The organism is Paenibacillus sp. J45TS6, assembly GCF_018403285.1.
Classification (GTDB): domain Bacteria; phylum Bacillota; class Bacilli; order Paenibacillales; family Paenibacillaceae; genus Paenibacillus.
The window spans coordinates 179,124-201,312 of the sequence record NZ_BOSJ01000004.1 but is presented as its reverse complement, the minus strand read 5'-3'; the positions used below and the strand labels follow the sequence as shown (position 1 = coordinate 201,312).

Genomic DNA, 22,189 nt, shown 5'->3' with positions numbered 1-22,189 from the left:
GAACTAGACGTAAGTTATCTATCACGCCTGCAATCTGTCTCCACCAGGGTGATTAGGCGTTTTCTTGAAGCCCCGTCATTTCTGTGAGGCAAGAAGCACAAATATAACGATCTTTAAAATCATTTACTTCTTCCATCGATCCACAGAAAATACATTTAGGACGATAGCGCTCAAGGATGATGTGATCACCTTGTACGAGGATCTCCACAGGATCTCCCTCATTCATTTGATATCTTTTACGTAAAGATTTAGGAAGCACAATTCTTCCAAGTTGGTCTACTTTTCGCACTACTCCAGCAGGTTTCATTAACAGTACACACTCCTGTTCAAAATATTTCTAGGTACAATAGAACTATAGTTTATACATTCGCTACGTTTTTGTCGAATCCTGCAATAATTAATAAAATTATTAACTTTATTTTAGTTACCATAATTAGGAAAGACAGTTACTAAAATGAACTAAATTACTCCATTCCAGGGAAATCTAGTTGTTTTAGCGCCTCATATACGATTATTGCCGCAGAATTGGACAAATTGAGAGATCTGACTGCATCTGACATTGGCATACGCATACAGGTTTCCTGATTTTTGGCGATCAATTCCGGAGGAAGCCCTTTTGTCTCTTTTCCAAAAACTAGGAAGTCACCATCCTGAAATTGGAAGTCAGAATACCTATTTTTTGCTTTTGTAGTTGCATAAAAAAACCGACTGCCGGCATATTTCTGCTGTACTTCTTCAAAGGAATCATGATATTCAATATTCACGGCATGCCAGTAGTCCAGCCCTGCACGTTTCAACGTTCGGTCATCTGTGTTAAAACCAAGCGGGTGGACAAGATGAAGATGGGTTCCTGTTGCAGCACAAGTTCTTGCTATATTGCCGGTATTCGCCGGAATCTCGGGTTCCACTAATACGATGTGTAATGCCATCTGACTCATTTCTCCTCTTGTATGAACTGTATAAGAATTAAATTATAATATAAAAGAAAGCCTCCCACAAATTTTTGTGGGAGGTAAATAGAATTTTTTTTAATAATTCATGTATTAACCATTTATTTTCTGAAATTGTTTCATAAAATCTGTAAGTGCCTTTACGCTTTCAGAAGGAACGGCATTATAAATAGAAGCGCGAAGCCCACCTACACTCCGATGTCCCTTAATTCCAATAAATCCTTCTTTTTCCGATTGTTTAATGAATTCCTTCTCCAGTGCTTCATCAGCCAATCGGAAAGTTACGTTCATTCTAGAACGATCCTCAGCATCTACACAGCCGAGGTAAAAACCTTGGCTTTCATCAATCACTTGGTAGATTGATCCCGCTTTCTTCTCATTTGCTTTCTCCACTTGCGCGAGACCGCCTTGTTCTTCAATCCATTTCAGCACTTCATTTACTAAATATATTCCAAAGGATGGAGGCGTATTATATAGTGAATTGTTCCCTAAGAAAGTATCATAACGAAGCATAGATGGAATTGTTTTTGGTGAATCTGTCAACATTTCTTCTTTAGCGATGACTACGGTAACCCCTGACGGCCCTAAATTTTTCTGAGCTCCAGCATAAATCATATCAAACTTGCTCATATCTAGAGGTCTGCTCAAAATATCACTGGACATATCTACGATAAGCGGTGTATTACCCGTATCTGGGAAATCCTTGAACTGGGTTCCCTCAATCGTTTCATTAGAAGTCATATGCAGATAAGCTGCGTTCTCCGCAATCTCTATTCCTGATAGATCTGGCAGCTTCATAAACTTACTGCTTTCACCAGAAGCAGCAATATGGGTCTCACCAATGATTTTCGCTTCTGAGATAGCTTTCTTAGCCCAGCTGCCTGTGTTAACATAACTACCTGTTACGCCCGCAGAGAGAAAATTCATAGGGATCATAGCGAACTGTGTACTCGCTCCACCTTGCAAAAATAATACTTTATAACCTTTAGGATTGCCAAGAAGAGATAACAAACGCTCCTGAGCCTCATTATGTACTGATTCATATACCGCTCCACGATGAGACATTTCCATTATAGACATGCCAGTACCCTTATAATCTACAAGTTCTGCCTGTGCCCGTTCGAGCACCTCTAATGGTAATGCTGCTGGTCCTGCATTGAAATTGAACGCTCTTTTATTCATCATTGAAACCGCCCTTCTCTCCCTGTTATCTTTATATGACATCTAATGATACGTATGATAATGGCTATGATAGCAATAAACGTTCGTGATTTCAAGTGTATTTATACCTCATATCCGTTACATATATTACAATATTATGAAACCCCCGGGAAATATCATTCCCGAGGGTTCTTAAAGATATAAATTAATATTATTGCTACTTAGCAGTCATAATACAGACTATATTCGTGTGGATGAACACGAATTGCAACAGCTTTTGCTTCACTGCGTTTGATTTTAATGTAATTTTCGATGAAATCTTTTGTAAATACGCCGCCTTCAGTCAAGAATTCACAATCCGCAGCCAGTGCATCCAGTGCTTCTTCTAAAGAAGTCGGAACACTGCGAATGTTCGCTTTATCGTCTTCAGGCAATTCATAGATATTTTTGTCTACTGGTCCGTAACCAAGCTCTGTAGGATTGATTTTACGTTTGATTCCATCAAGACCTGCCATCAGCATTGCTGCAAATGCAAGGTATGGATTCGCTGTAGAGTCCGGAGTACGGAATTCGATACGACATCCTTTAGGTGTTACTGCTGCGACTGGTATACGTACTGCTGCAGAGCGGTTCCCTTTGGAATATACAAGGTTTACTGGAGCTTCATAACCAGGTACAAGACGTTTAAATGAGTTCGTGCTTGGGTTAGTTAATGCAATCAATGCTGGAGCATGGTATAGAATACCACCGATGTAATGGAGTGCCATTTCACTAAGGTTAGCGTATCCGCCTTTTTCATAGAATAGTGGAGTGTCGCCGTCAAAGATAGATTGGTGAACGTGCATTCCGCTACCGTTATCACCAAACAGAGGTTTTGGCATAAACGTTGCCGTTTTACCGTATTGACGGGCTGTGTTATGTACAATGTATTTATATGCGAGGAGATTATCTGCTGTTTTCGTAAGAGTGTCAAAACGGAAATTGATCTCGGCTTGACCTGCTGTAGCTACTTCATGGTGATGACGTTCTACGCGCATGCCTGCTTCTTCAAGCAAACGAGACATTTCACTACGGATATCTTGTTGTGTATCTACTGGAGCTACAGGAACATATCCACCTTTTACGCGGACTTTAAATCCAAGGTTTCCGCCTTCTTCTTTACGATTGGTGTTCCATCCAGCTTCTTCGGAATCAACGAAGAAAGAAGCGCTGTTTGTTCCACTTTCATAACGTACATCATCAAAAATAAAGAATTCTGATTCTGGAGCGAAATTAGCACGCGTACCGATCCCTGTTTTTTGTAGATATTCTTCCGCTTTCGCTGCGATACTGCGCGGGTCACGTTCATAACGCTCACCATCTGGAGTATATATGTCACACATAATATTAATAGTTGGATGTTGAGTAAATGGATCAATAAAAGTGGATGCTGGATCTGGCATCATAACCATGTCAGATTCTTCGATACCACGGAAGCCTGGAATGGAAGATCCATCAAATGCTACTCCATTAACGAACGTTTCTGCATCTACTTCGGTAGACGGCAAACTAATGTGATGCGCACGACCAGATAAATCTACAAAACGAAAATCGACCCACTCAATGTTGTTTTCTTGGATTGTTTTCAATACATTTTCAACAGACATGTGTACTTCCTCCCAATTTATCCGAACATTAAACACCCATAACCTTGTGAATGTTCATCAATCTAATTTTCAACTGAGGTAAGTATAAATCCCAAATCTTACATCGTCAATAGTTATGTCAGGTATTTTTTATACTAGTGTGAGAATTGCTGACACTAGCAGGATTGATAGGATTATAGACTAATAGCCTATAACCTCGTTCTATAGAACGAGATTATAGGCTATTCATAAAATATCAAACCTTACATCAACTTTGATGAATCAAAGGCGCTTTTTTTGTGCTAAATGATTTACCAACGATTGGTGCCAGCTTCTCTAGATCTTGAAGGAGTCCAGCGAATTGATCTGGGAATAAGGATTGAACTCCATCGCCTGTCATTGAGTTGTCTGGATCTGTATGCATTTCAATAATAAGTCCATCTGCTCCTGCAGCCACAGAAGCCTTTGTCATCGGTTCTACAAGCTCTCTGCGCCCTGTACCATGACTAGGGTCAGAGATAACAGGTAAATGGCTAAGGTCTTTCAGAACAGGTATAGCTGACAAATCCAGAGTATTTCGAGTGTACGTCTCAAACGTACGGATTCCTCGTTCACATAGCATAACGTTTGGATTTCCTCCTGCAAGGATATATTCCGCTGCATTCAGAAGTTCATCGTAAGTTGCACTAAATCCACGTTTTAGCAGAACCGGTTTACCACATGTACCGAGTTTCCGCAGCAAATCAAAGTTTTGCATGTTCCGAGTACCCACTTGAAGAATATCTGCATATTCCGCACAAATATCAACATATTCAGGTGTCATGACTTCTGTAATAGTCAGAAGGTCATGTTTTTTTCCGGCTTCTGCCATCATAATAAGTCCTTCTACTCCCACTCCTTGAAAGCTATAAGGTCCTGTGCGAGGTTTAAATGCTCCGCCGCGCAGCACTTGCCCACCCGCTGCTTTTACAAGACCCGCAATCTCATCGATCTGCTCTGCCGATTCCACAGCACAAGGACCGCCCATTACGACAAGCTCACCGCCGCCTATATTAACCCCTTTTATAGAAATAACGGTATCTTCAGGATGAAAGTCACGACTTGCTAGTTTGTAAGACTTCGAAATTTTCACTACGTTCTCTACACCTTTCATTTGCCGTAAGTGTTCAGCCAGTTTAGGTTCAACAGTTCCGATCAGTCCAATAACAGTACGATCATTACCGCGGGAAAGGTGAACTTGAAGTCCTTCCTTTTCAATCGCTGAAATAATATCTTGAATCTGTTCTTCCGGTGTGGTGTTTCCTGTTATAACGATCATGGTATTATTCTCCACCTTTCGAATGTGAAATCATACTCTATGAGAGACCTCAGTTGTTATTCACACTATTACACTTAAACGCTTGTTCGCTTTTAAGCTTTTATACGTTAAAGCAACTATACATGTTTTATAACTTCGCGTCAAGCTCTCCTTACTTTATGCGCTCTATATTAAATTGATACCGATATATCTGCTGATTTTTTTGCATTCTTAAAAAAAGAAGAAGACCGGGTTCAATTCACCCGGTCTTCTTCTCTATATAAAATAAATTACGATTTCACTTTTTTCACTGGCGGGAGCAACTTCTTCATATTCACTGTACGCTGAATCTCCCACGTCGTTGGATCATTCGCATCGTATTGTTCCAGATAATTAATGACTTCTTTGGTAATCGGCGTAGGTGTCGAAGCACCGGAAGTAACAGCGACCTTATTGACGCCTTTGAGCCATTCCTGTTTGATTTCGGTAACATCCGAAATCCGGTAAGCTGTTACTCCAGCAATCTCCTCAGATACCTGTGCAAGACGATTGGAGTTATTACTGCGAGGATCGCCTACCACAATGACAAGGTCAGCTTGCCCTGCTTGTTCTGCAACCGCCTCTTGACGCACCTGAGTAGCAAGACAGATTTCATTATGAACTTCAGCTCCTGGGAACTTCTGGAGCAACTTTTTCATAATGTTTTTAATATCCCACTGACTCATCGTAGTCTGATTTGTAATAATGATTTTCCCTTTCGGGATATCAAGAGCCTCGATCTCTTCTTCTTTCTCAATGAGATGTACCGAATCTGGAGCAATACCGATGGCTCCTTCCGGTTCGGGATGCCCTTTTTTACCGATATAAATAATCTGATAACCCTCAGCAGATTTTTCTCTAATGAGGTCATGCGTTTTGGTTACATCAGGACAAGTCGCATCCACCGTAGTGAGTCCTTTCTCCCGCGCAATCTTACGCACCTCAGGAGAAACACCGTGTGCAGTGAAAATGACAGTACCTTTGTCTACCTGTTTCAATATTTCAAGACGGTTTGGTCCATCAAGTGTAATGATGCCCTCATCTTCAAAAGAATGCGTCACATGACTGTTGTGCACAATCATACCGAGTATATAAATGGGTCTTGGCAGATCCAAGTTGCTTGCTGCTTGTCGTGCCAGCACCATAGCGTCTACCACACCATAACAATATCCACGTGGTGAAATTCGTAGTACTTCCATGTTGCCACCTGCTTTCTTCTAAACGTAGTCTTAGTATACCTTATTCGAGGGGGGGAGCCAACACCAACGGAAGCCATATAATAAAAGTCGTACCTTCATTCAGCTTGGTCAGGACTTCTACAGAACCGCCATGCTCCTCAATAATCCATTTGGCAATCGATAGGCCAAGGCCTGTTCCTTTTGTAACCCCGCGGGACTCATCTGCCCTATAGAAACGATCAAAAATATAAGGAACCTCATCTTTATCCATCCCTATACCCGTATCACTGATCTTAAGGCCTACCTGACCATTATAAATAATTGCATCAAGTGTTACGCTTCCCTCCGGTGTATATTTAAAGGCATTTTCAATAAAGATAAATAACATTTGCTGCAAATAGTCTTTATTTCCAAGCACATATACTCCGTTCAGTACTTCCAAATCACCATAATTCCATTCCGCTGTCCGTTCGAGATGGTGCGCCCTGCGCGCTACTTCCTTCACAAGAATAGATAAGGGGATCGGATGAAGTTCAATGGTCTGGCCAGTGTCAGCTCTCGCTAGTGACAACATATCATTCACAAGACGACTCATTCGTTTTCCTTCATCTGAGATGTCATCAATGGCTTCTAAGGTGATTTCTTTTCTCATCTCATCACTCATTTGTTTACTGCCATCCGCCTCGGGATCCCATAGCTTCTTCAGAAAATCGGTATTCCCACGAATCGTGGTAAGCGGTGTTCTCAGCTCGTGAGATGCGTCGGAAACAAAGCGTCTTTGCGCGGCATAAGCATCCTCAAGTTCTTTGAAGAACCCTTCCGTACGAGCAAGCATCTTATTTACCGTTCCTATAAGTTTACCTATTTCATCTTCCGGTCCATCGTACTCAATCCGTACACTAAGATCGTTCCCGGACTGAATGCCATTGGCTGCATTAATAATATGAACCAGCGGCCGCATCGACTTACGGGCCAGAAACAACCCTACACTCATGGCAAGCATAATCGTAATAATGGATACATACACCAAAATAAAAAGCAGACGATCCATTAATTTATCTTCTGATGCCGTAATCGAACCTACCTGCAGCAGACCGCTAACCTGCTCTGTCGTTCCTTGAATCGTATAGGTGAATGGGAATTGATAGACAAGGAAAGGAGTCTTATCCACGAGCATCCGTTTCCATCCTTCATTTTCCATTGCCTCATTTATGGTTGCAGGTACTTCAAAATTGAAGTTATTCAGGTTTTTTGAAGTCACTACTTTATTATTCTCATAATTATATAGCTGGACATAGATTTGCAGATCTGCGAGTTGATTCGCCTCTTCCGGTAACAACAAATTAAGTTCTTCCGTAAAATCGGAGTTAGGCACCACAACAACGGCCATCTTCTTGCTAAGACTTCTGGTTTGCCTCAAAATCTCATTTTCGACATCCTGGTAAGCATAATGATACACAAGCGCATAAATGATCGATCCAAAGAGCAGCAGTACGGCAGCGAGCAAGCCTGAATACCATAAAGTTAGCCGTAACCGGATGGACATACTAGGAGTCTCCTCTCAAAATGTAACCTGCACCGCGAATGGTCTGAATTACACGTTTTCCTCCATGTTCTTCTGTTTTTTGACGCAACATCGCGATATAAACCTCAAGTACATTCGATTCTCCGCTATAATCGAATCCCCATATTTTATCCATAATCAAGTCTCTTGATAACACACGTTTCGGGTTTTGCATAAACAGATATAGGAGTTCAAATTCTTTTGCTGTCAGATCAAGCCGTACTCCAGCACGGTGTACTTCGCGAGAATCATAATCGAGCAAGATGTCTTCAAAACTGAGCCGATTACTGCTCTCTCCACTAGTCTCGGTTTTACGACGAAGCAAAGCTCGTACTCGTGCAAGCAATTCTTCAAGCGCAAATGGCTTCACTAAATAGTCGTCTGCCCCAAGATCCAGTCCCTTGACTCGTTGTTCAATCTCATCTTTAGCCGTAAGCATTAGAATCGGGACATTGCTTCCTCCTTCACGAACCCTTCTGCATACTTCAAAACCATCCACTTTAGGCATCATAACATCAAGAACAACAACGTCAGGATCGGCCTCCAGCATTTTTTGAAGCCCTTCCGCTCCGTTTGCCGCAGTTAGTACATCGTAACCTTCAAATGCTAAACCTCTTCTTAGCATAGAAATGATTTTTTCGTCATCATCAATAACCAATATTGTTGAGCGCACTCCAGCATCTCCTTTTTTTCTATACACTTGAATCCATTTCATAACTTATTAAAACGATAAATTTGTAACTAAAGGTATTATGAAATTGATTCACATTTTACTTATATTGTAGCAGGCAATGTACAAGCATGCATCCATTCTAGCAGCAAAAAGCGAAGGGGGCTAATTCCCTTCGCTTCTGTGCTACAGTCCATCGATCTGCTACTCGAATTAAGGTTGCACGCTTTGTGAACTGCTCTCCGTGTTGTAATCATTTTTGTTACCAATGGTTACTTTAATTTCGATATCTTTTCCATCACGATTTACATTGAGTGTAATGACATCGCCCACATTTTTTGATTGTATTTGTTCAATCAAATCTTGTGCGGTCGCATATTTCGTACCGCTAATACCTGTAATAATATCGTAAGGACGAAGATCTGCAGTATACGCCGGGGATTGATAAATTAAATTGGTCACCACGGAACCTTCTGTGAGTTCTGTTCCCATTTGTTTTGCAACTTCTGGAGTCAAGTTCATCAGAGATGCACCAATAAATGGTTCTGGTTCTTTCGGGATTTCTTCATTGTTTTTCAGTTTATCTACGACTTCCTGAATAACAGAAGATGGGATCGCAAATCCAATTCCTTGTGCATCTGCACTCACTGCCACATTCATACCGATGACTTCGCCCTTTAAGTTAAGCAAAGGACCACCGGAGTTACCTGGGTTAATTGACGCATCGGTTTGGAGCAAATTTTTATATTCATTAGGTTGGCCAGTATCTTCATCATTGATCGTAATTGTACGATCTTTCGCACTTAGCACACCTGCTGTTACCGTATGTTCAAACCCTTCTGGGTTTCCGATCGCAACCAGCCACTCACCTACTTTTATACTATCCGAGTCGCCTAGGGTTGCTACTGGGAAATCGTTATCACCTTCAATTTTCAGAACGGCAAGGTCGAGGTCTTTGCTGCTGCCTAGAAGCGTTGCTTCGTAAGGTTTCGTATTATCTTCAAGCGTAACTTGAATTACGTCTGCACCGGAGATCACATGCTCATTCGTAAGAATATAGCCTTCTTTTTCAAAGATAAATCCGGAACCAATCCCAAGTGGTACAAGTTGATCCTCAGATGAACCATTATTGCTGTTATTATTGCTGCTTCCATTATTGCCATTACCACCAAAGAAATATTGATAAAGAGGGTCGTTGTAATAAGAATTGTTTTGTCTTGAACTGTTGGAACTTGATTTAGACAAAGTTTCAATTTTTACAACAGCAGGACTTACTTTACTTACCACGCTCGAAATGTCTGTAGATCCCACGGGAAGTGAAGTGGTTACCCCAGAATTACCTGTGTTTGTCGAACCGTTATTGTCATCAGAAGCCCCATTTTGAGTTGTTCCATTATTCGATAATGCAGTGTCCGGAGTAAACAAGTTCATACGGTCTGCGGTGAACATCAGCAGTGATACAACAATCATGCCGGCGAAAAAAGAAGTAACCCCTGTCTTAAAATTGGATTTCTTCGGTTTTTGGTTGTAATTCCAGTTGCGATTTCCGCCATTTCCATTGTTTTCACTTTGGCCTGTTCCTGTGTTCGCATGACCGGACCGAGCAAAGCCACTTGAATTCCGTTCGAGCATCGTCGGAACCGGTTTAATTGGATCTGGTGGTGTTACTTCTACCTCATCTACATTATTCGAACTATGTTCTTTTCCGTCGGAGTTAATCGATTGAAATGGTCCATATGAGTAGTAGTAAGATTCACCGGTGTTCTCAGGAGAACGTTGCTCGTCGCTTCTACTATATTCACGTTCGTCCTCTTCACGGTTATAACGATTATTGTTATTCTCGCTCATTTTATTTATCCTCCTAAACCCCTTGCTTCCAAGGGATATTGTTTAACTGTCTTTATTTTGTACTTTAAACCTTAAATACACATTAAAAACAATTAAAAAGGAGATAAAACATGTAAAATTGTTGAAATTAAAAAAAATCTTATTATGTATTCACCCAGCCTTTACGGTGAGCATAGATCGCCAGCTGTGTCCGGTCATCCATCTCACATTTCATTAACAGATTACTTACATGAGTTTTGACGGTTTTGATGCTGATATGTAGTTCTTCCGATATATCCTTATTAGTTTTCCCTTCAGCAATGAGCAACAGAACTTCTCGCTCCCTTTCCGTCATTCCCGAGTCGTCATCCTGAACCGTTTTTTGTCTAAGTCCCCGAGTAAGCGCTTGAGAAATATCATTTGTCATTACGGGCATCCCCCGTTTTGCTCCCTGCAATGCATAAACAAGTTCCTCAGCTGAAATCGTTTTAAGCACATAACTGACTGCTCCAGATTCAATCGCTTCGAGTACCAAATGATCCTCAAGAAAACTAGTTAATATAATGATTTTCATGTCCGGGTATTCAGATAGTATGGCTCTTGTTGCTTCCACTCCATTCATTACAGGCATCATTAAATCCATAAGAATCAGTTCGGGTAATTGTTCGGGGGCAGAGGTCTGTAACGTATGTAAGGCATGATGTCCATCTTTACCTTCCGATACGACTTCAAAAGAAGGATCCAAACTTATGTATGTTTTTAGTCCCATTCTGACCATATCATGATCATCTACAATCATAATTTTCGTTTTTTCCAGTTCCAATTAAATCTCCCCTTCCATATATGCCGCCGACTAAGTTCCTCTTATGAATCAGCTTTAAACTTAGGTATATGCACTCTTATCGTCGTTCCTGCTCCCGGGTGTGCAATTATATCTACATTTCCTCCTAATTTCTCAGCTCGTTCTTTCATTGTCATAAGCCCATAAGAACCTTGCCTTCCTGCTTCTTCCGGACGAAAACCTTTGCCATTATCACTCACACTGAATACAATTCGTCTTTCTTCTTCTCGTATCGACAAACTGACGAGACTTGCCCCGGCATGCTTCACAATATTAGCCATTGCTTCTTGAATAATAAGAAACATTTGATGTTCGATGGCTTCAGAGATCCCGCCAATAAACTCTTGTTCTTTTACTCCCTTTAGTCCATTTTGTCTGCAATAATCCGGAAACCAGGCGTCAAGAGCTTCTTCGAGACTTCGGTTCTCCAGTTCTACAGGTCTTAGCTGAGCAATAAGCGCTCTCATCTGCTTTTGAGCAGTTTGTGACATCGTGATCAGTTGTTCAAGTACTATACTGCCTTGTTCATGATGCTGTTTAAGTAAAGACGGGAGAGCAGAAGCAGACATGTGCATCGCGAATAATTGCTGGCTTACGGTGTCATGTAAATCTCGGGCCATTCTTCTCCGCTCTTCCAGCACAGCCGCTTCTGCCGCTTTTTCCTTCTCAATTACCTCTTGTTCTCCCAGTCTCTGTACCCATTTCATCCGTTCCTCGATGGCATCCATCATCCTATTAAATTGCGGGAATATCCCTGAAAAAGAAGCATCCTCATCAGCAGCAATTCGAGAAGAAAGATTCCCTTTCGTTACTTGCAGCATATTTAGATTCAGCACATCTATTCTCCGCTGGACACGCAGTCCAGCAATATAGCCAATAATCAGCGTTGTAATTACAATGAGCGCTAGATAGTAGAGCCAGGTCTGGGGCATAGCTAACCCTGCATACCCTGTTCGAGAAGCGCTATAGAGAATTCCCACTGTAACTACACTATTCATTAAGAAAAATAACAATAGCTCCCATTTAACCGTTCGAAATATCATCTTCATCGCGTTAACCTACCGAATTCACTTTAACATCGCCGATAAATACGCTAATAATAATACGCACTTTCTTTCCAGCTTCTCTATAACCGGGAGTTTCTGCGACCGCATTACTCATAAAACCTTGTTTTGAATTGCTGAGAACATCCATGTCACCGATGAACGAATTGGAATTCACCATGATCCCAATCTCCATATCTCTAGGAGCAAAGACTTTAATGTCCCCTATAAAGCTAGAGATATGAATTCGTGTCTCTCCATAGGGAATTTGTGCTTTCGTTAAATCAATTACAGTATCTCCGATAAACTGAGATATATTGGTTGGTTTCAATTCGTAATAATCATCTCCGAGGCGAATATCACCAATGAAAGTCGATTTGTTTATTTTTGCATCATGAAAATCCACATCTTTATAGTTATTATTTCCATAATGATTCTGCTGTCTCGCTTGTTCATACTTCTTGTTATCATCGTCTTTAACGGTTGAGCCAAACTTTTGCTCAAACTGTTTATCGAAATCGGAGTAAAGCGGACTTGGTTCAACGGGTGGTGCAGGAGGAACCTTATATTCTTCATCTTCTTTTGTTCTCTGATCATGTTTACGATCCCTTCTTCTCGGACTTAAGAGTACATAAAGACCGCCCCCAATTAACGCCATAGGTACGGCATAACGGAACAGAGCTCGGAAAGAGAAATAAGAATATCCTAGATTATTACTTAAGAAATGTGCGCCAAGATACAGCAATATTAAACCGCCTATCCAATTTTTGTCTTTCAAGGAACTGAATCCAAGATACAAAAAAATGACTGGCCAAAATGTGGAGATGAGATAGCTAAGACTAAAATCCCCCCCGTTCAATATGTGAAATAACACCACTAAACCTATTCCGATGAGCAGTACAGCTCCGATAAAACGGTTTGCCATATTTCGTGCACCCTCTCTTTTTCTCATTTTTCTTTAGTTTGGCTAATTATGTACTTATTGTAAACGAGATTGTATGATAAGAAGAGCGGCGCAGGAATGAAATTCTACTCGGTCTTGAGACTGAGTAGAAAAGCGGAAGAGATAAATAAACAGACCCTGAAGAATATTCTTCAGGGTCTGTTTATTTATCTTACATTATTTTTGTTGGCCTTGTTGGCCTTGTTGGTTTTGTTGTTTAATTCCTGTGTTCTCTACTCCAAACTCAGCATCATACTTTTCATCTGGAGTTTGGTAGTTATCTTGTACTTTAGCTGCTGAAGATTGTTTTACTTTTTCAGCTGCAGAGCCCGTTTCTTGACCAAACTCAGCATCGTATTTCTCATTCGGAGTTTGGAAACCTTGGGAACTTTGCGTACTTTGAGAATTCATTTTTTTCATGTCAGATTCACCTCCCTCTCCTGCAAGTGTAGGTCACTTGCTTCACCTGAGGTATTGCTTACCTCAGTCCGTATTATGTGAGGATTTGCTGTTTCTTATTCAAAAAAAGAAAAGAGCTTGCCTGGGTAGGATGACTACCCAAGCAAGCTCTTTAATCATAATTATATTTCTTCATTCAGCAAGGCATCCGGAATGCTCTGATTGACCATGATCGCATCTCCGAGCTGCTCTAGCATTTGTTCCGTACATTTCCCTTTCCCTAGCTTGATTACTTGAACCTGCACATCTTTTTTGCCCCACTCGCTGTATACCGCCTTAATCGTTGGAAAATACAGATCAATCTTGGAGCCCTTAATAGCAGATCCTGTATCAGCTACAATTCCATATCCGTACCCAGGTATATAAAGTACCGTTCCGAGAGGGAATAAGGAAGGGTCTGCGGCAATGGTCGAAACCCCTTGTTTATTCCGGTGTACTTTTACACCCGAATAAGTGATGCCATATAGTGGATGATTCGGTCCTTTTCCTGTTGATTCATATCCCGCAGTATAACCCGTTGCCGTTACATTGACGGTCCCGACCACCTGTTCCGTTGGCGGAGCGAGCACTTCTCTTGCTTCATCCGGCTCACTTCGTTGTACATGAAAGGCAATAGCTAAGTCATTACTAGAAAAACAAATCAGCATCATCAGCAAAACAGCTGAAGAACATCGCCGAATCACTCGGTGTATCATAGGTTTAATTCCTCCCTTTCTCTAGCAGAGAGTCCCCATAAAACACACGATATATTCATCCATCTCTATTTAAATCCTTTTTAGACTTGGTGTGTACGAATTTCTTCTTGCAACATTTGTACTACCTCAGCCAAAGGCTTAGCTCCTAAATCTCCTTCACCACGTTTACGGATGGAGACACTGCCGTCATTCATTTCATTTTCCCCAACGATGAACATATAAGGAATTTTCTCTAGCTGAGCTTCACGAATTTTATAGCCAAGTTTCTCATTACGCAGATCTGCTTCTACTGTGATACCGCCGCGTCTAAGCTGTTCTTCCACTTCACGAGCGTACTTCTCAAAATGAACCGATACAGGAATTACTTTTGCTTGAACTGGAGACAGCCAAAGCGGCAAATTACCTGCATAATTTTCGAGCAAGAATGCAGTGAAACGCTCCATAGTTCCCAAAATACCGCGGTGGATAACAACCGGACGGTGTTTTTGTCCATCGTCTCCTACATACTCCAGTTCAAAACGCTCTGGAAGCAAGAAGTCGAGCTGAACAGTTGATAATGTCTCTTCTTTACCCAGTGCAGTTTTTACCTGAACATCCAGTTTAGGACCATAGAAAGCAGCTTCCCCTTCAGCTTCATAGAACGGCATATCCAGACTTTCTACTACTTCCTTCAACATGCGCTGGGACATTTCCCACATTTCATCATTCGGGAAGTATTTCTCAGTATCCTGAGGATCGCGATAAGACAGACGGAAGCGGTAGTCGTGAATGCCAAAATCTTTATAAGCAATCATGATCAGCTCAATAACACGAGCAAACTCTTCTTTGATCTGATCCGGACGGCAGAAAATATGAGAATCGTTTAGAGTCATCGCACGAACACGATGTAAACCTGTCAGTGCTCCTGACATTTCATAACGGTGCTGCATACCAAGCTCTGCAATACGAACCGGCAAATCACGATAGCTGTGCATTTCACTCTTATATACCATCATATGGTGAGGACAGTTCATTGGACGAAGTACAAGTTCTTCATTATCGAGTACCATTCTTGGGAACATATCTTCTTCATAGTGCTCTAAATGTCCAGAAGTTTTGTACAGTTCCACATTGCCTAGAACAGGAGTATATACATGTTTGTAACCAAGACTTTCTTCGAGGTCTACAATATAACGCTCTAAAGTACGACGCAGTTTCGCCCCATTTGGAAGCCAAATAGGAAGTCCTTGGCCTACGAGCTGAGAAAAAGTAAACATGTTAAGTTCTTTACCAAGTTTACGGTGATCCCGTTTTTTTGCTTCTTCCAAGTAGTGAAGATGTTCTTCCAGCTGTGCTTTTTTAGCAAATGCAGTTCCGTATACCCGTTGAAGCATTTTATTTTTGCTGTCTCCGCGCCAGTATGCGCCGGCTACGTTCATCAGCTTAAATACTTTAATTTTCCCAGTGGATGGGACGTGCGGTCCACGGCAAAGGTCGAAGAATTCGCCTTGCTCATAGATAGAAATAATGCTGTCTTCTGGCAAGTCACGAATGAGTTCCAGCTTATAAGGGTCTTGAACTTCTTCAAAAATACGAATGGCTTCTTCTCTGCTCACTTCTTTACGAACGATAGGCAGGTTTTCATTTACGATCCGTTCCATTTCTTTCTCGATCTTTTGCAGATCTTCTGGATTCAGTGCATGTTCAAGATCCATATCATAATAGAAGCCATCTTCAATCACAGGTCCTACACCCAAGAAGACTTCTTTGTTGCCAAACAGGCGTTTTACGGCTTGTGCCAGCAAATGCGCTGTACTATGGCGAAGCACCTCAAGCCCTTCAGGTGAATCATAAGTTACAATTTCAACAAGTGCACCTTCACGAAGTGGAGTAGAAAGATCTACAACAATCCCATCCATTTTACCTGCAAGTGCATTTTTTTTGAGTCCACTGCTAATCGAAGCAGCCACATCAAGGATACTAGCTCCGTTCTCATATTCGCGAACAGAACCATCTGGTAATTTAATACTTACTGCCATTGTTATTTCCTCCTTTATCCTTTTGGATGCCGGGGAACGATGCTATGTTTATTGCAGACGCAAAAAACACCCGTCCCGGCAAAGGGACGAGTGTAATACTCGTGGTTCCACCCTAATTCAGTTGTCTCTTATCATGCACTACTGTACATCACAGGACAACCCTCATTGAAGCATGCAAGATAACGGGCATGAATCCGGCGGTTCTTACTTGTCTGCATAAATGCAAGCGTTCTAAACCACAGCTACAAAGGGGTAAGTCGCAGTTGGTATCCGGAAGAAATTACAGCCAGGTTTCTTCTCTCTGTACGGCCCAGTCTCTACGGCTCATGTCTTTGTCATTGCTTTTAATACCAGTTATTATAATTCCAAAGATTCCTCTTCGTCAAGCGCCAGCTGCCCCGTTTCTTTCACCTTACGGCAATGTCTGCAATTATGGCAAATTTCCACTCGATCTTCAAAAATCTGTGTGATGGATCGAATAACCGGAAAATCTTGGGTCTGTGTATGCAGTTTCATTTTCTTAGGCGAAATGGAGATCAGCCTGCTGATAATCATATCTTCGACTTCCATTTCAAGTTCTATACCTGGCATTTCCATAATGACACTTTCATCTGGAGGCAATACCATTGGCCGCATGTACTCATCATACAATACAAATTCGTGTTGATCTTTATGCACGACATGCACGAGAGGCACCTTCGTCTCCTGGAAATAAACAAAATATTTCAAAAGACTCATAAACTCCTCATATTGCCGATCCATATAAAATTCATCCAATGCATATTCCACAATTTCATGAAGTTCTTTCTTATAACTCTGCATCCGAAATCGCAGGACTCCATCAAGATGAATTATAGGTATTTCTTTCATCCCCTGTATAAGCCCTTCAGTTAGCTTGGCATGCCTTCGTTCTCTCGTCCCCTGCTCCGTTTCGAATCTTGATCTCAGCAGCGGTTCACATATGATTTTGACCCGCGAAAGTTCCTCAGAATCCATATTTACACATTCACGCTTCAGGATCTGGTCGAGCTGCTCCTCTTCTTTTTGATCAAGAATGTAATCAGCTATACCTGCAGCCATAATCTGATACATCCGAGGTAAACCTTCCTTAAAACCGGGGTGACTTTCCGTTCCTTTACATATCCATGCTGCCTTGCCTTCATATTTCCTATAGGAAAATCGAAAGCCTTGTTTGCTTATATGTAGACCTTTTGTTTTATTTTTGATGAATCGATAAAAGCAATCTTCTGCTGATTGGCTATTTACTTCTGTCCATACCGCGAACAATTCCACAAGACCCACTCCCTTCTCTAAATATTATATGGTCCGGTCGAAGGGGATATACGAAGCGGCTTAATGGAAAGAATGACATGTATTCTCAGGATAGTAAGAAGAAAAACGGATTTGGAGTCCGAACAAATTTGTGTTATTATTTTAGTAACAGTATCTTGCAGAGAGGGGGATGGGATGAAAAAAGAGAATTGGATTCAGCGTTTCTTACTGATTTTTCTATGTTTATTTGTGATTTTTTCCTATCAAATCCCCACCCTCGGTAACACGACTGCAGGGTCACATTCTATTTTCGCCCACGAATCAACCATGGAACCCATGGATTTCTCGGGGAATCATCACCCCAAAGCAATGATTCGAAAATCGATGTTGCCTCTGAAGTTAACTGCCGTTAACCCTTTGCAATACCTCTTTACGATACTGTCCATTCTGATGATCTTTCGGGTTCCCATGATCGAGCCGCCTTTCAAGGTGTTTTATGACAATTTAAGGCGCCGGCTTTATCTTAAACCCGTTAAATTCACCTCCACGTTTGTAAGTGCATAGAGAAAACGAATTGTAAACACTTTATGTACGCTGCTATGAAAGATTCATGGCTATAAACAAACTTTAGGGGGATTTAATCTATATGGAAATTCGTGAAACAGACCTGCCTGGAATCGGACGTAAATTTCAAGCGACGACAAGTAGTGGTGACAAAGTTATTATTGTGATTCATGACGACGGAAGACGTGAAATGTATCACTTTGAATATAACGACCCAGAACAGAGCATTTCAATGATTACGCTAGAAGACTACGAAGCAAGACAACTTGCAGCGATCGTGGGTGGGATGACATACAAACCAAAACAACTGGAGCGTATGGAGATGACGCTCGATGATCTTATTATCGAATGGTACAAAATTGATGCAAATTACAGTTGTGTCGGTAAATCCATTGGTGAACTGGATATCCGTCAGAACTCAGGGGCAACGATTATTGCCGTAGTCGATAAGAATAACAAAAATAAACATGTAAGCCCTGGTCCTGATGTGAAGATTCCAGCAGACTCGACAGTCGTTGCGGTCGGAGAAAGACATCAGCAGCAAAAATTAAAACAAATCTTAAAGGATGGAAGTTGGTGAACCGATGGATCATTTAGTACTTGAAGTCGGTTTGGCAATTGCACTCATCGCGGCAGCCGGACTGATTTCTTCAAAATTGCGTTTTTCTGTCATCCCTTTCTATATTTTGATTGGTATGGCAGTAGGACCGCATGCCGCACAGATATGGCATCTTGATTTTCGTTTTATTGAGAGCGAGCCTTTTATTTCATTCCTTGGTCGTATAGGCGTGCTCTTCTTGCTCTTTTATCTAGGACTTGAATTCTCAGTCGGACGATTGATTAAATCAGGAAAATCGATTGTAGTTGGTGGAAGTATATATTTAGGGATTAACTTTACGCTTGGACTTTTGCTAGGATTTATGTCAGGATTTCCGATCGCAGAAGTACTGGTTATTGCAGGGATTACGACGATTTCGTCTAGTGCCATTGTAGCGAAAGTATTAGTTGATCTGAAAAGGACCGCTAATCCTGAAACAGAAATGATTCTTGGAATTATTATGTTTGAAGATGTGTTCCTTGCTGTATACATTTCCATTCTTTCAGGACTTGTTCTCAGCGATTCTTCTTCGGTCGGCGGTGTCATTTTAAGTGCACTGATTGCACTTGGTTACATGCTTATCGTCATTATTGTAGGACGCAAACTCGTTCCTTTGCTTAATAAATTGCTTAATATTCGTAATAATGAGTTGTTTGGTCTTGTTATCTTCGGTTCTTTATTCCTCGTAGCAGGGTTCTCTGAAACGATTCACGTTGCTGAAGCAATCGGTGCTCTTCTCGTGGGACTGGTTCTTGCAGAAACAACTCACGCGAAGCGTATCGAACATTTAATTATGCCATTCAAAGATTTCTTTGGTGCCATATTCTTCTTCAGCTTCGGATTATCAATTGATCCTTTGTCGCTCGGTGGAGAAGCCGTTTGGCTGGCTCTGATTGCGGTCGTTGTTACTCTAATTGGTAACTTCGTAGCCGGAATGCTTGCGGGACGAAGTGCAGGACTTTCGACGAAAGCCTCCTCGAATATCGGTCTTACGATCGTATCGCGCGGTGAATTTTCTATTATTCTCGCGAACATGGCTCAAGCTGGCGGACTCATGCTGATTATCCAGCCTTTCGCTGCTATATACGTTTTGATTCTGGCGATCTTAGGACCACTGCTTACGAAAGAATCGAAACATATCTACCGTGGACTTAATAAACTATTTAAATTTGAAGACAACAAGAAGAAACCAAAACCTAAAGTGTTAAAAGAAAAACCTATAGATAATAAATAAAGGATTCGCAAATATGTAGGAAAAGGAGGAACAAAGATGAATCAATCTCCACACTCCGTTCTTTCCTCATCAGCCAAACTATCCTACCGAATATGGATAAAGAAATTACTATTTGTTATTCTTGGGGGAATTCTTGCTTCTATTGGGCTTGAGCTATTTTTACATCCGAATCAACTCATCATCGGCGGTGTAACCGGAATTTCAGCCATGTTCGCCTATCAAACTGAGATGCGATTAGGACTTTTCTTATTTTTGTTCAACTTGCCATTTATACTTCTTTCTTACCGAAGAGTACAGAGGCAATATGCAATCCTAACGGTTCTTGGACTCGTTGTTCTTTCACTTAGCTCTCTCATGCTGCATTCCTTTCCTGCTCTTATTGAACATCCACTGCTTGCCGCGGCTTGCGGTGGGTTGTTCCTTGGAATCGGAATTGGGATGGTGTTATATGAAGGTGGTACGCTTGATACACTGACGATCCGGCCGATGGATCACTCCTATAATCATCGATCTAAATATCGATTAGAACGAGTCATTATGCTGGTGAACTTGGTTGTGCTTACCGCTGCGGGAGTTACACTTGGGATGCAGCAAGCGATGTATTCCATCATCGCCTATCTGATTGCATTTGAAGGTGTTCACTTTTCTTTGAGAGGATATACCTTTAATCGAAAGATCTGTATCGTAAGTGCCGAGAAAACACGAATTGAGGAGTCCATTAAGACTCGGTTACACCGTGATCCCGAAGCATCTGTTGACAGAATAGAAGAGACAACACTTGGCTCCGAGCCATGGGGAACACTACCTGTACTATATTACAAAATACATCTATTTGAATCCCGCCGAATCAAATATATCGTTCGTTCTATCGATCCGCATGCTAGCATTCTATTCGATAGAGATATGAACCGGTTATAAAAAAAACCTTGGACTTTGAAGTCCAAGGTTTTTTTCCTATTCACATCAAGCATATCTACTATGCTTGTACGCTTTATTTTATATAAGGAAAATTAGTTCTGCATAACAAAATCATTCACAACCGCACGATCCGATTCATCAAAAACACGAAGAATTTCGTATTTCGTATTTCGCTGAGCAGGAATATTGCCTGTTTCACGAATCAAATCCAGAATGGAATGAATATTAACTTTATGGGTTGCACCCGCAGCAGACACTACATTCTCTTCAATCATCGTACTGCCAAAGTCATTACATCCATATCGAAGCGAAAGTTTACCTACCTCAGGTCCCATCGTTACCCATGAAGACTGAATGTTCTTGATATTATCGAGGAACAAACGACTAATTGCTACTGTTTTTAGGTACGCTTCTGGTGTTTGACGCTCTTTTTTAAGGTTTGTGTTGTCCGGCTGGAAAGTCCATGGAATAAACGCAAGGAATCCTTCCGAATCATATCCGTTCTGAATACATTCATCTTGAGCATCACGTACACGCTGTAAATGTAAAGCTCTCTCTTCCATCGTTTCGCCAAAACCAATAACCATCGTAGCCGTTGTATTCATACCAATACGGTGCGCGGTTTGCATCACGTCCATCCAGTCACGCCATGAGCCTTTTTGACGACTGATTTTGCGGCGTGTCCGATCATCGAGGATCTCAGCGCCCCCGCCTGGAAGCGAATCAAGTCCGGCTTCATGAATTTGACGCACCACTTCTTCTAGAGAAAGTCCGTCCGATACTTCTTTCATCTTCATAATCTCGGCTGGTGAGAAAGAATGCATCGTAATATTAGGGAATCGTTCCTTAATACCGCGAAGCAAATCAGTGTAGTAACTGAATGGTAAATTCGGATTGGTACCACCCTGCATCAGGATTTCAGTTCCGCCTACATCTTCTGTTTCCTTGATTTTTTGGAAAATGAGCTCATCCGGTAACACATAACCTTCATCAGAGCCTGGTCTGCGATAGAACGCACAAAAACGACAGTATACGTCACACACATTTGTGTAGTTTATATTTCTGCCAATAACAAAAGTGGTAATTGGTTCGGGATGCATCCGCTTCATAATCACATTAGCTGCTTCACCGATTTTTTCAACTTCATCAGATTCAAACAAAGCAATAGCGTCTTCTACATTCAAACGCTCTCCGTTCAACGCTTTATTTAAGATATGGTTCACCGCACTCATACGGCAGCCTCCCTTATCGTTAGAAATGTAACAATAATATCAAATATTGTCTTTTATATCG

21 protein-coding genes and 1 other annotated feature are annotated in these 22,189 nt (G+C 41.4%); of the genes, 4 read left to right on the top strand and 17 right to left on the bottom strand.

Features of this window, described 5'->3' with window-relative positions; translation table 11 throughout:
- Nucleotides 1–52: 52 nt before the first annotated feature.
- From KJS58_RS08130 to KJS58_RS08055, 16 genes are all read right to left on the bottom strand, one after another.
- Nucleotides 53–307 (bottom strand): AbrB/MazE/SpoVT family DNA-binding domain-containing protein, encoded by a 255-nt coding sequence (locus KJS58_RS08130; protein WP_160032883.1) that lies wholly within the window; start codon nt 305–307, stop codon nt 53–55.
- A gap of 157 nt (nt 308–464) precedes the next feature.
- Nucleotides 465–929, bottom strand: a complete 465-nt coding sequence (gene trmL, locus KJS58_RS08125) for a tRNA (uridine(34)/cytosine(34)/5-carboxymethylaminomethyluridine(34)-2'-O)-methyltransferase TrmL (protein ID WP_213532043.1) — start codon at nt 927–929, stop codon at nt 465–467.
- 114 nt (nt 930–1,043) lie between these two features.
- Nucleotides 1,044–2,132 carry a 3-phosphoserine/phosphohydroxythreonine transaminase gene (gene serC, locus KJS58_RS08120; RefSeq protein ID WP_213532241.1) on the bottom strand — a complete coding sequence of 363 codons (1,089 nt, stop codon included), beginning with the start codon at nt 2,130–2,132 and terminating at the stop codon, nt 1,044–1,046.
- Nucleotides 2,133–2,332: 200 nt separating this feature from the next.
- Nucleotides 2,333–3,757 (bottom strand): type I glutamate--ammonia ligase, encoded by a 1,425-nt coding sequence (gene glnA, locus KJS58_RS08115; RefSeq protein WP_213532042.1) that lies wholly within the window; start codon nt 3,755–3,757, stop codon nt 2,333–2,335.
- A gap of 247 nt (nt 3,758–4,004) precedes the next feature.
- Nucleotides 4,005–5,054: a 3-deoxy-7-phosphoheptulonate synthase gene (gene aroF / locus KJS58_RS08110; protein ID WP_213532041.1), complete on the bottom strand. Its 1,050-nt coding sequence runs from the start codon at nt 5,052–5,054 to the stop codon at nt 4,005–4,007.
- A gap of 269 nt (nt 5,055–5,323) precedes the next feature.
- Nucleotides 5,324–6,271, bottom strand: coding sequence for a 4-hydroxy-3-methylbut-2-enyl diphosphate reductase (locus tag KJS58_RS08105; RefSeq protein ID WP_213532040.1), 948 nt, complete (start codon nt 6,269–6,271; stop codon nt 5,324–5,326).
- A 40-nt stretch (nt 6,272–6,311) separates the two neighbouring features.
- Complete coding sequence (locus tag KJS58_RS08100) at nt 6,312–7,796, bottom strand: sensor histidine kinase (RefSeq protein ID WP_213532039.1); 1,485 nt, start codon at nt 7,794–7,796, stop codon at nt 6,312–6,314.
- 1 nt (nt 7,797) lies between these two features.
- Nucleotides 7,798–8,487, bottom strand: a complete 690-nt coding sequence (locus tag KJS58_RS08095; protein ID WP_213532038.1) for a response regulator transcription factor — start codon at nt 8,485–8,487, stop codon at nt 7,798–7,800.
- A gap of 210 nt (nt 8,488–8,697) precedes the next feature.
- Nucleotides 8,698–10,332 (bottom strand): S1C family serine protease, encoded by a 1,635-nt coding sequence (locus KJS58_RS08090; RefSeq protein WP_213532037.1) that lies wholly within the window; start codon nt 10,330–10,332, stop codon nt 8,698–8,700.
- A 142-nt stretch (nt 10,333–10,474) separates the two neighbouring features.
- A complete protein-coding gene (locus tag KJS58_RS08085; RefSeq protein WP_213532240.1) occupies nt 10,475–11,110 on the bottom strand; it encodes a response regulator in 636 nt (211 codons plus the stop codon).
- Nucleotides 11,111–11,175: 65 nt separating this feature from the next.
- Entirely contained in the window at nt 11,176–12,201 is a 1,026-nt protein-coding gene (locus KJS58_RS08080; RefSeq protein ID WP_213532036.1) for a sensor histidine kinase, read from the bottom strand.
- Between the two features lie 4 nt (nt 12,202–12,205).
- Nucleotides 12,206–13,120 (bottom strand): cell wall-active antibiotics response protein LiaF, encoded by a 915-nt coding sequence (liaF, locus tag KJS58_RS08075; protein WP_213532035.1) that lies wholly within the window; start codon nt 13,118–13,120, stop codon nt 12,206–12,208.
- Nucleotides 13,121–13,315: 195 nt separating this feature from the next.
- Complete coding sequence (locus KJS58_RS08070; protein ID WP_249717029.1) at nt 13,316–13,558, bottom strand: hypothetical protein; 243 nt, start codon at nt 13,556–13,558, stop codon at nt 13,316–13,318.
- A 161-nt stretch (nt 13,559–13,719) separates the two neighbouring features.
- Nucleotides 13,720–14,292 (bottom strand): 3D domain-containing protein, encoded by a 573-nt coding sequence (locus tag KJS58_RS08065; RefSeq protein WP_213532034.1) that lies wholly within the window; start codon nt 14,290–14,292, stop codon nt 13,720–13,722.
- An 80-nt stretch (nt 14,293–14,372) separates the two neighbouring features.
- Nucleotides 14,373–16,310, bottom strand: a complete 1,938-nt coding sequence (gene thrS, locus KJS58_RS08060; RefSeq protein WP_213532033.1) for a threonine--tRNA ligase — start codon at nt 16,308–16,310, stop codon at nt 14,373–14,375.
- A gap of 79 nt (nt 16,311–16,389) precedes the next feature.
- Nucleotides 16,390–16,658 (bottom strand) — a binding site (T-box leader).
- A 9-nt stretch (nt 16,659–16,667) separates the two neighbouring features.
- Complete coding sequence (locus KJS58_RS08055) at nt 16,668–17,603, bottom strand: putative sporulation protein YtxC (protein ID WP_213532032.1); 936 nt, start codon at nt 17,601–17,603, stop codon at nt 16,668–16,670.
- Between the two features lie 174 nt (nt 17,604–17,777).
- Between KJS58_RS08055 and KJS58_RS08050 the strand changes: the two genes are divergently transcribed.
- From KJS58_RS08050 to KJS58_RS08035, 4 genes are all read left to right on the top strand, one after another.
- The gene (locus KJS58_RS08050) at nt 17,778–18,146 is read left to right on the top strand and encodes a hypothetical protein (protein WP_213532031.1); all 369 of its coding nucleotides are present in this window, start codon (nt 17,778–17,780) and stop codon (nt 18,144–18,146) included.
- An 82-nt stretch (nt 18,147–18,228) separates the two neighbouring features.
- On the top strand, nt 18,229–18,726 hold the full coding sequence (locus tag KJS58_RS08045; RefSeq protein WP_213532030.1) for a cation:proton antiporter regulatory subunit: 498 nt from the start codon (nt 18,229–18,231) through the stop codon (nt 18,724–18,726).
- 4 nt (nt 18,727–18,730) lie between these two features.
- Nucleotides 18,731–19,978 carry a cation:proton antiporter gene (locus tag KJS58_RS08040; protein ID WP_213532238.1) on the top strand — a complete coding sequence of 416 codons (1,248 nt, stop codon included), beginning with the start codon at nt 18,731–18,733 and terminating at the stop codon, nt 19,976–19,978.
- 36 nt (nt 19,979–20,014) lie between these two features.
- Nucleotides 20,015–20,896, top strand: coding sequence for a YitT family protein (locus tag KJS58_RS08035; RefSeq protein ID WP_213532029.1), 882 nt, complete (start codon nt 20,015–20,017; stop codon nt 20,894–20,896).
- A gap of 92 nt (nt 20,897–20,988) precedes the next feature.
- Here the strand turns inward: KJS58_RS08035 and mqnC are convergent, their stop codons facing one another.
- Nucleotides 20,989–22,128 carry a cyclic dehypoxanthinyl futalosine synthase gene (gene mqnC, locus KJS58_RS08030; RefSeq protein ID WP_213532028.1) on the bottom strand — a complete coding sequence of 380 codons (1,140 nt, stop codon included), beginning with the start codon at nt 22,126–22,128 and terminating at the stop codon, nt 20,989–20,991.
- Nucleotides 22,129–22,189 lie beyond the last annotated feature (61 nt).

Coding starts and splice junctions, on each gene's coding strand:
- KJS58_RS08130 (WP_160032883.1), bottom strand. CDS start 307: ATGAAACCTGCTGGAGTAGTGCGAAAAGTAGACCAACTTGGAAGAATT.
- trmL (WP_213532043.1), bottom strand. CDS start 929: ATGGCATTACACATCGTATTAGTGGAACCCGAGATTCCGGCGAATACC.
- serC (WP_213532241.1), bottom strand. CDS start 2,132: ATGAATAAAAGAGCGTTCAATTTCAATGCAGGACCAGCAGCATTACCA.
- glnA (WP_213532042.1), bottom strand. CDS start 3,757: ATGTCTGTTGAAAATGTATTGAAAACAATCCAAGAAAACAACATTGAG.
- aroF (WP_213532041.1), bottom strand. CDS start 5,054: ATGATCGTTATAACAGGAAACACCACACCGGAAGAACAGATTCAAGAT.
- KJS58_RS08105 (WP_213532040.1), bottom strand. CDS start 6,271: ATGGAAGTACTACGAATTTCACCACGTGGATATTGTTATGGTGTGGTA.
- KJS58_RS08100 (WP_213532039.1), bottom strand. CDS start 7,796: ATGTCCATCCGGTTACGGCTAACTTTATGGTATTCAGGCTTGCTCGCT.
- KJS58_RS08090 (WP_213532037.1), bottom strand. CDS start 10,332: ATGAGCGAGAATAACAATAATCGTTATAACCGTGAAGAGGACGAACGT.
- KJS58_RS08085 (WP_213532240.1), bottom strand. CDS start 11,110: ATGATTGTAGATGATCATGATATGGTCAGAATGGGACTAAAAACATAC.
- KJS58_RS08080 (WP_213532036.1), bottom strand. CDS start 12,201: ATGAAGATGATATTTCGAACGGTTAAATGGGAGCTATTGTTATTTTTC.
- liaF (WP_213532035.1), bottom strand. CDS start 13,120: ATGGCAAACCGTTTTATCGGAGCTGTACTGCTCATCGGAATAGGTTTA.
- KJS58_RS08070 (WP_249717029.1), bottom strand. CDS start 13,558: ATGAAAAAAATGAATTCTCAAAGTACGCAAAGTTCCCAAGGTTTCCAA.
- KJS58_RS08065 (WP_213532034.1), bottom strand. CDS start 14,292: ATGATACACCGAGTGATTCGGCGATGTTCTTCAGCTGTTTTGCTGATG.
- thrS (WP_213532033.1), bottom strand. CDS start 16,310: ATGGCAGTAAGTATTAAATTACCAGATGGTTCTGTTCGCGAATATGAG.
- KJS58_RS08050 (WP_213532031.1), top strand. CDS start 17,778: ATGAAAAAAGAGAATTGGATTCAGCGTTTCTTACTGATTTTTCTATGT.
- KJS58_RS08045 (WP_213532030.1), top strand. CDS start 18,229: ATGGAAATTCGTGAAACAGACCTGCCTGGAATCGGACGTAAATTTCAA.
- KJS58_RS08040 (WP_213532238.1), top strand. CDS start 18,731: ATGGATCATTTAGTACTTGAAGTCGGTTTGGCAATTGCACTCATCGCG.
- KJS58_RS08035 (WP_213532029.1), top strand. CDS start 20,015: ATGAATCAATCTCCACACTCCGTTCTTTCCTCATCAGCCAAACTATCC.
- mqnC (WP_213532028.1), bottom strand. CDS start 22,128: ATGAGTGCGGTGAACCATATCTTAAATAAAGCGTTGAACGGAGAGCGT.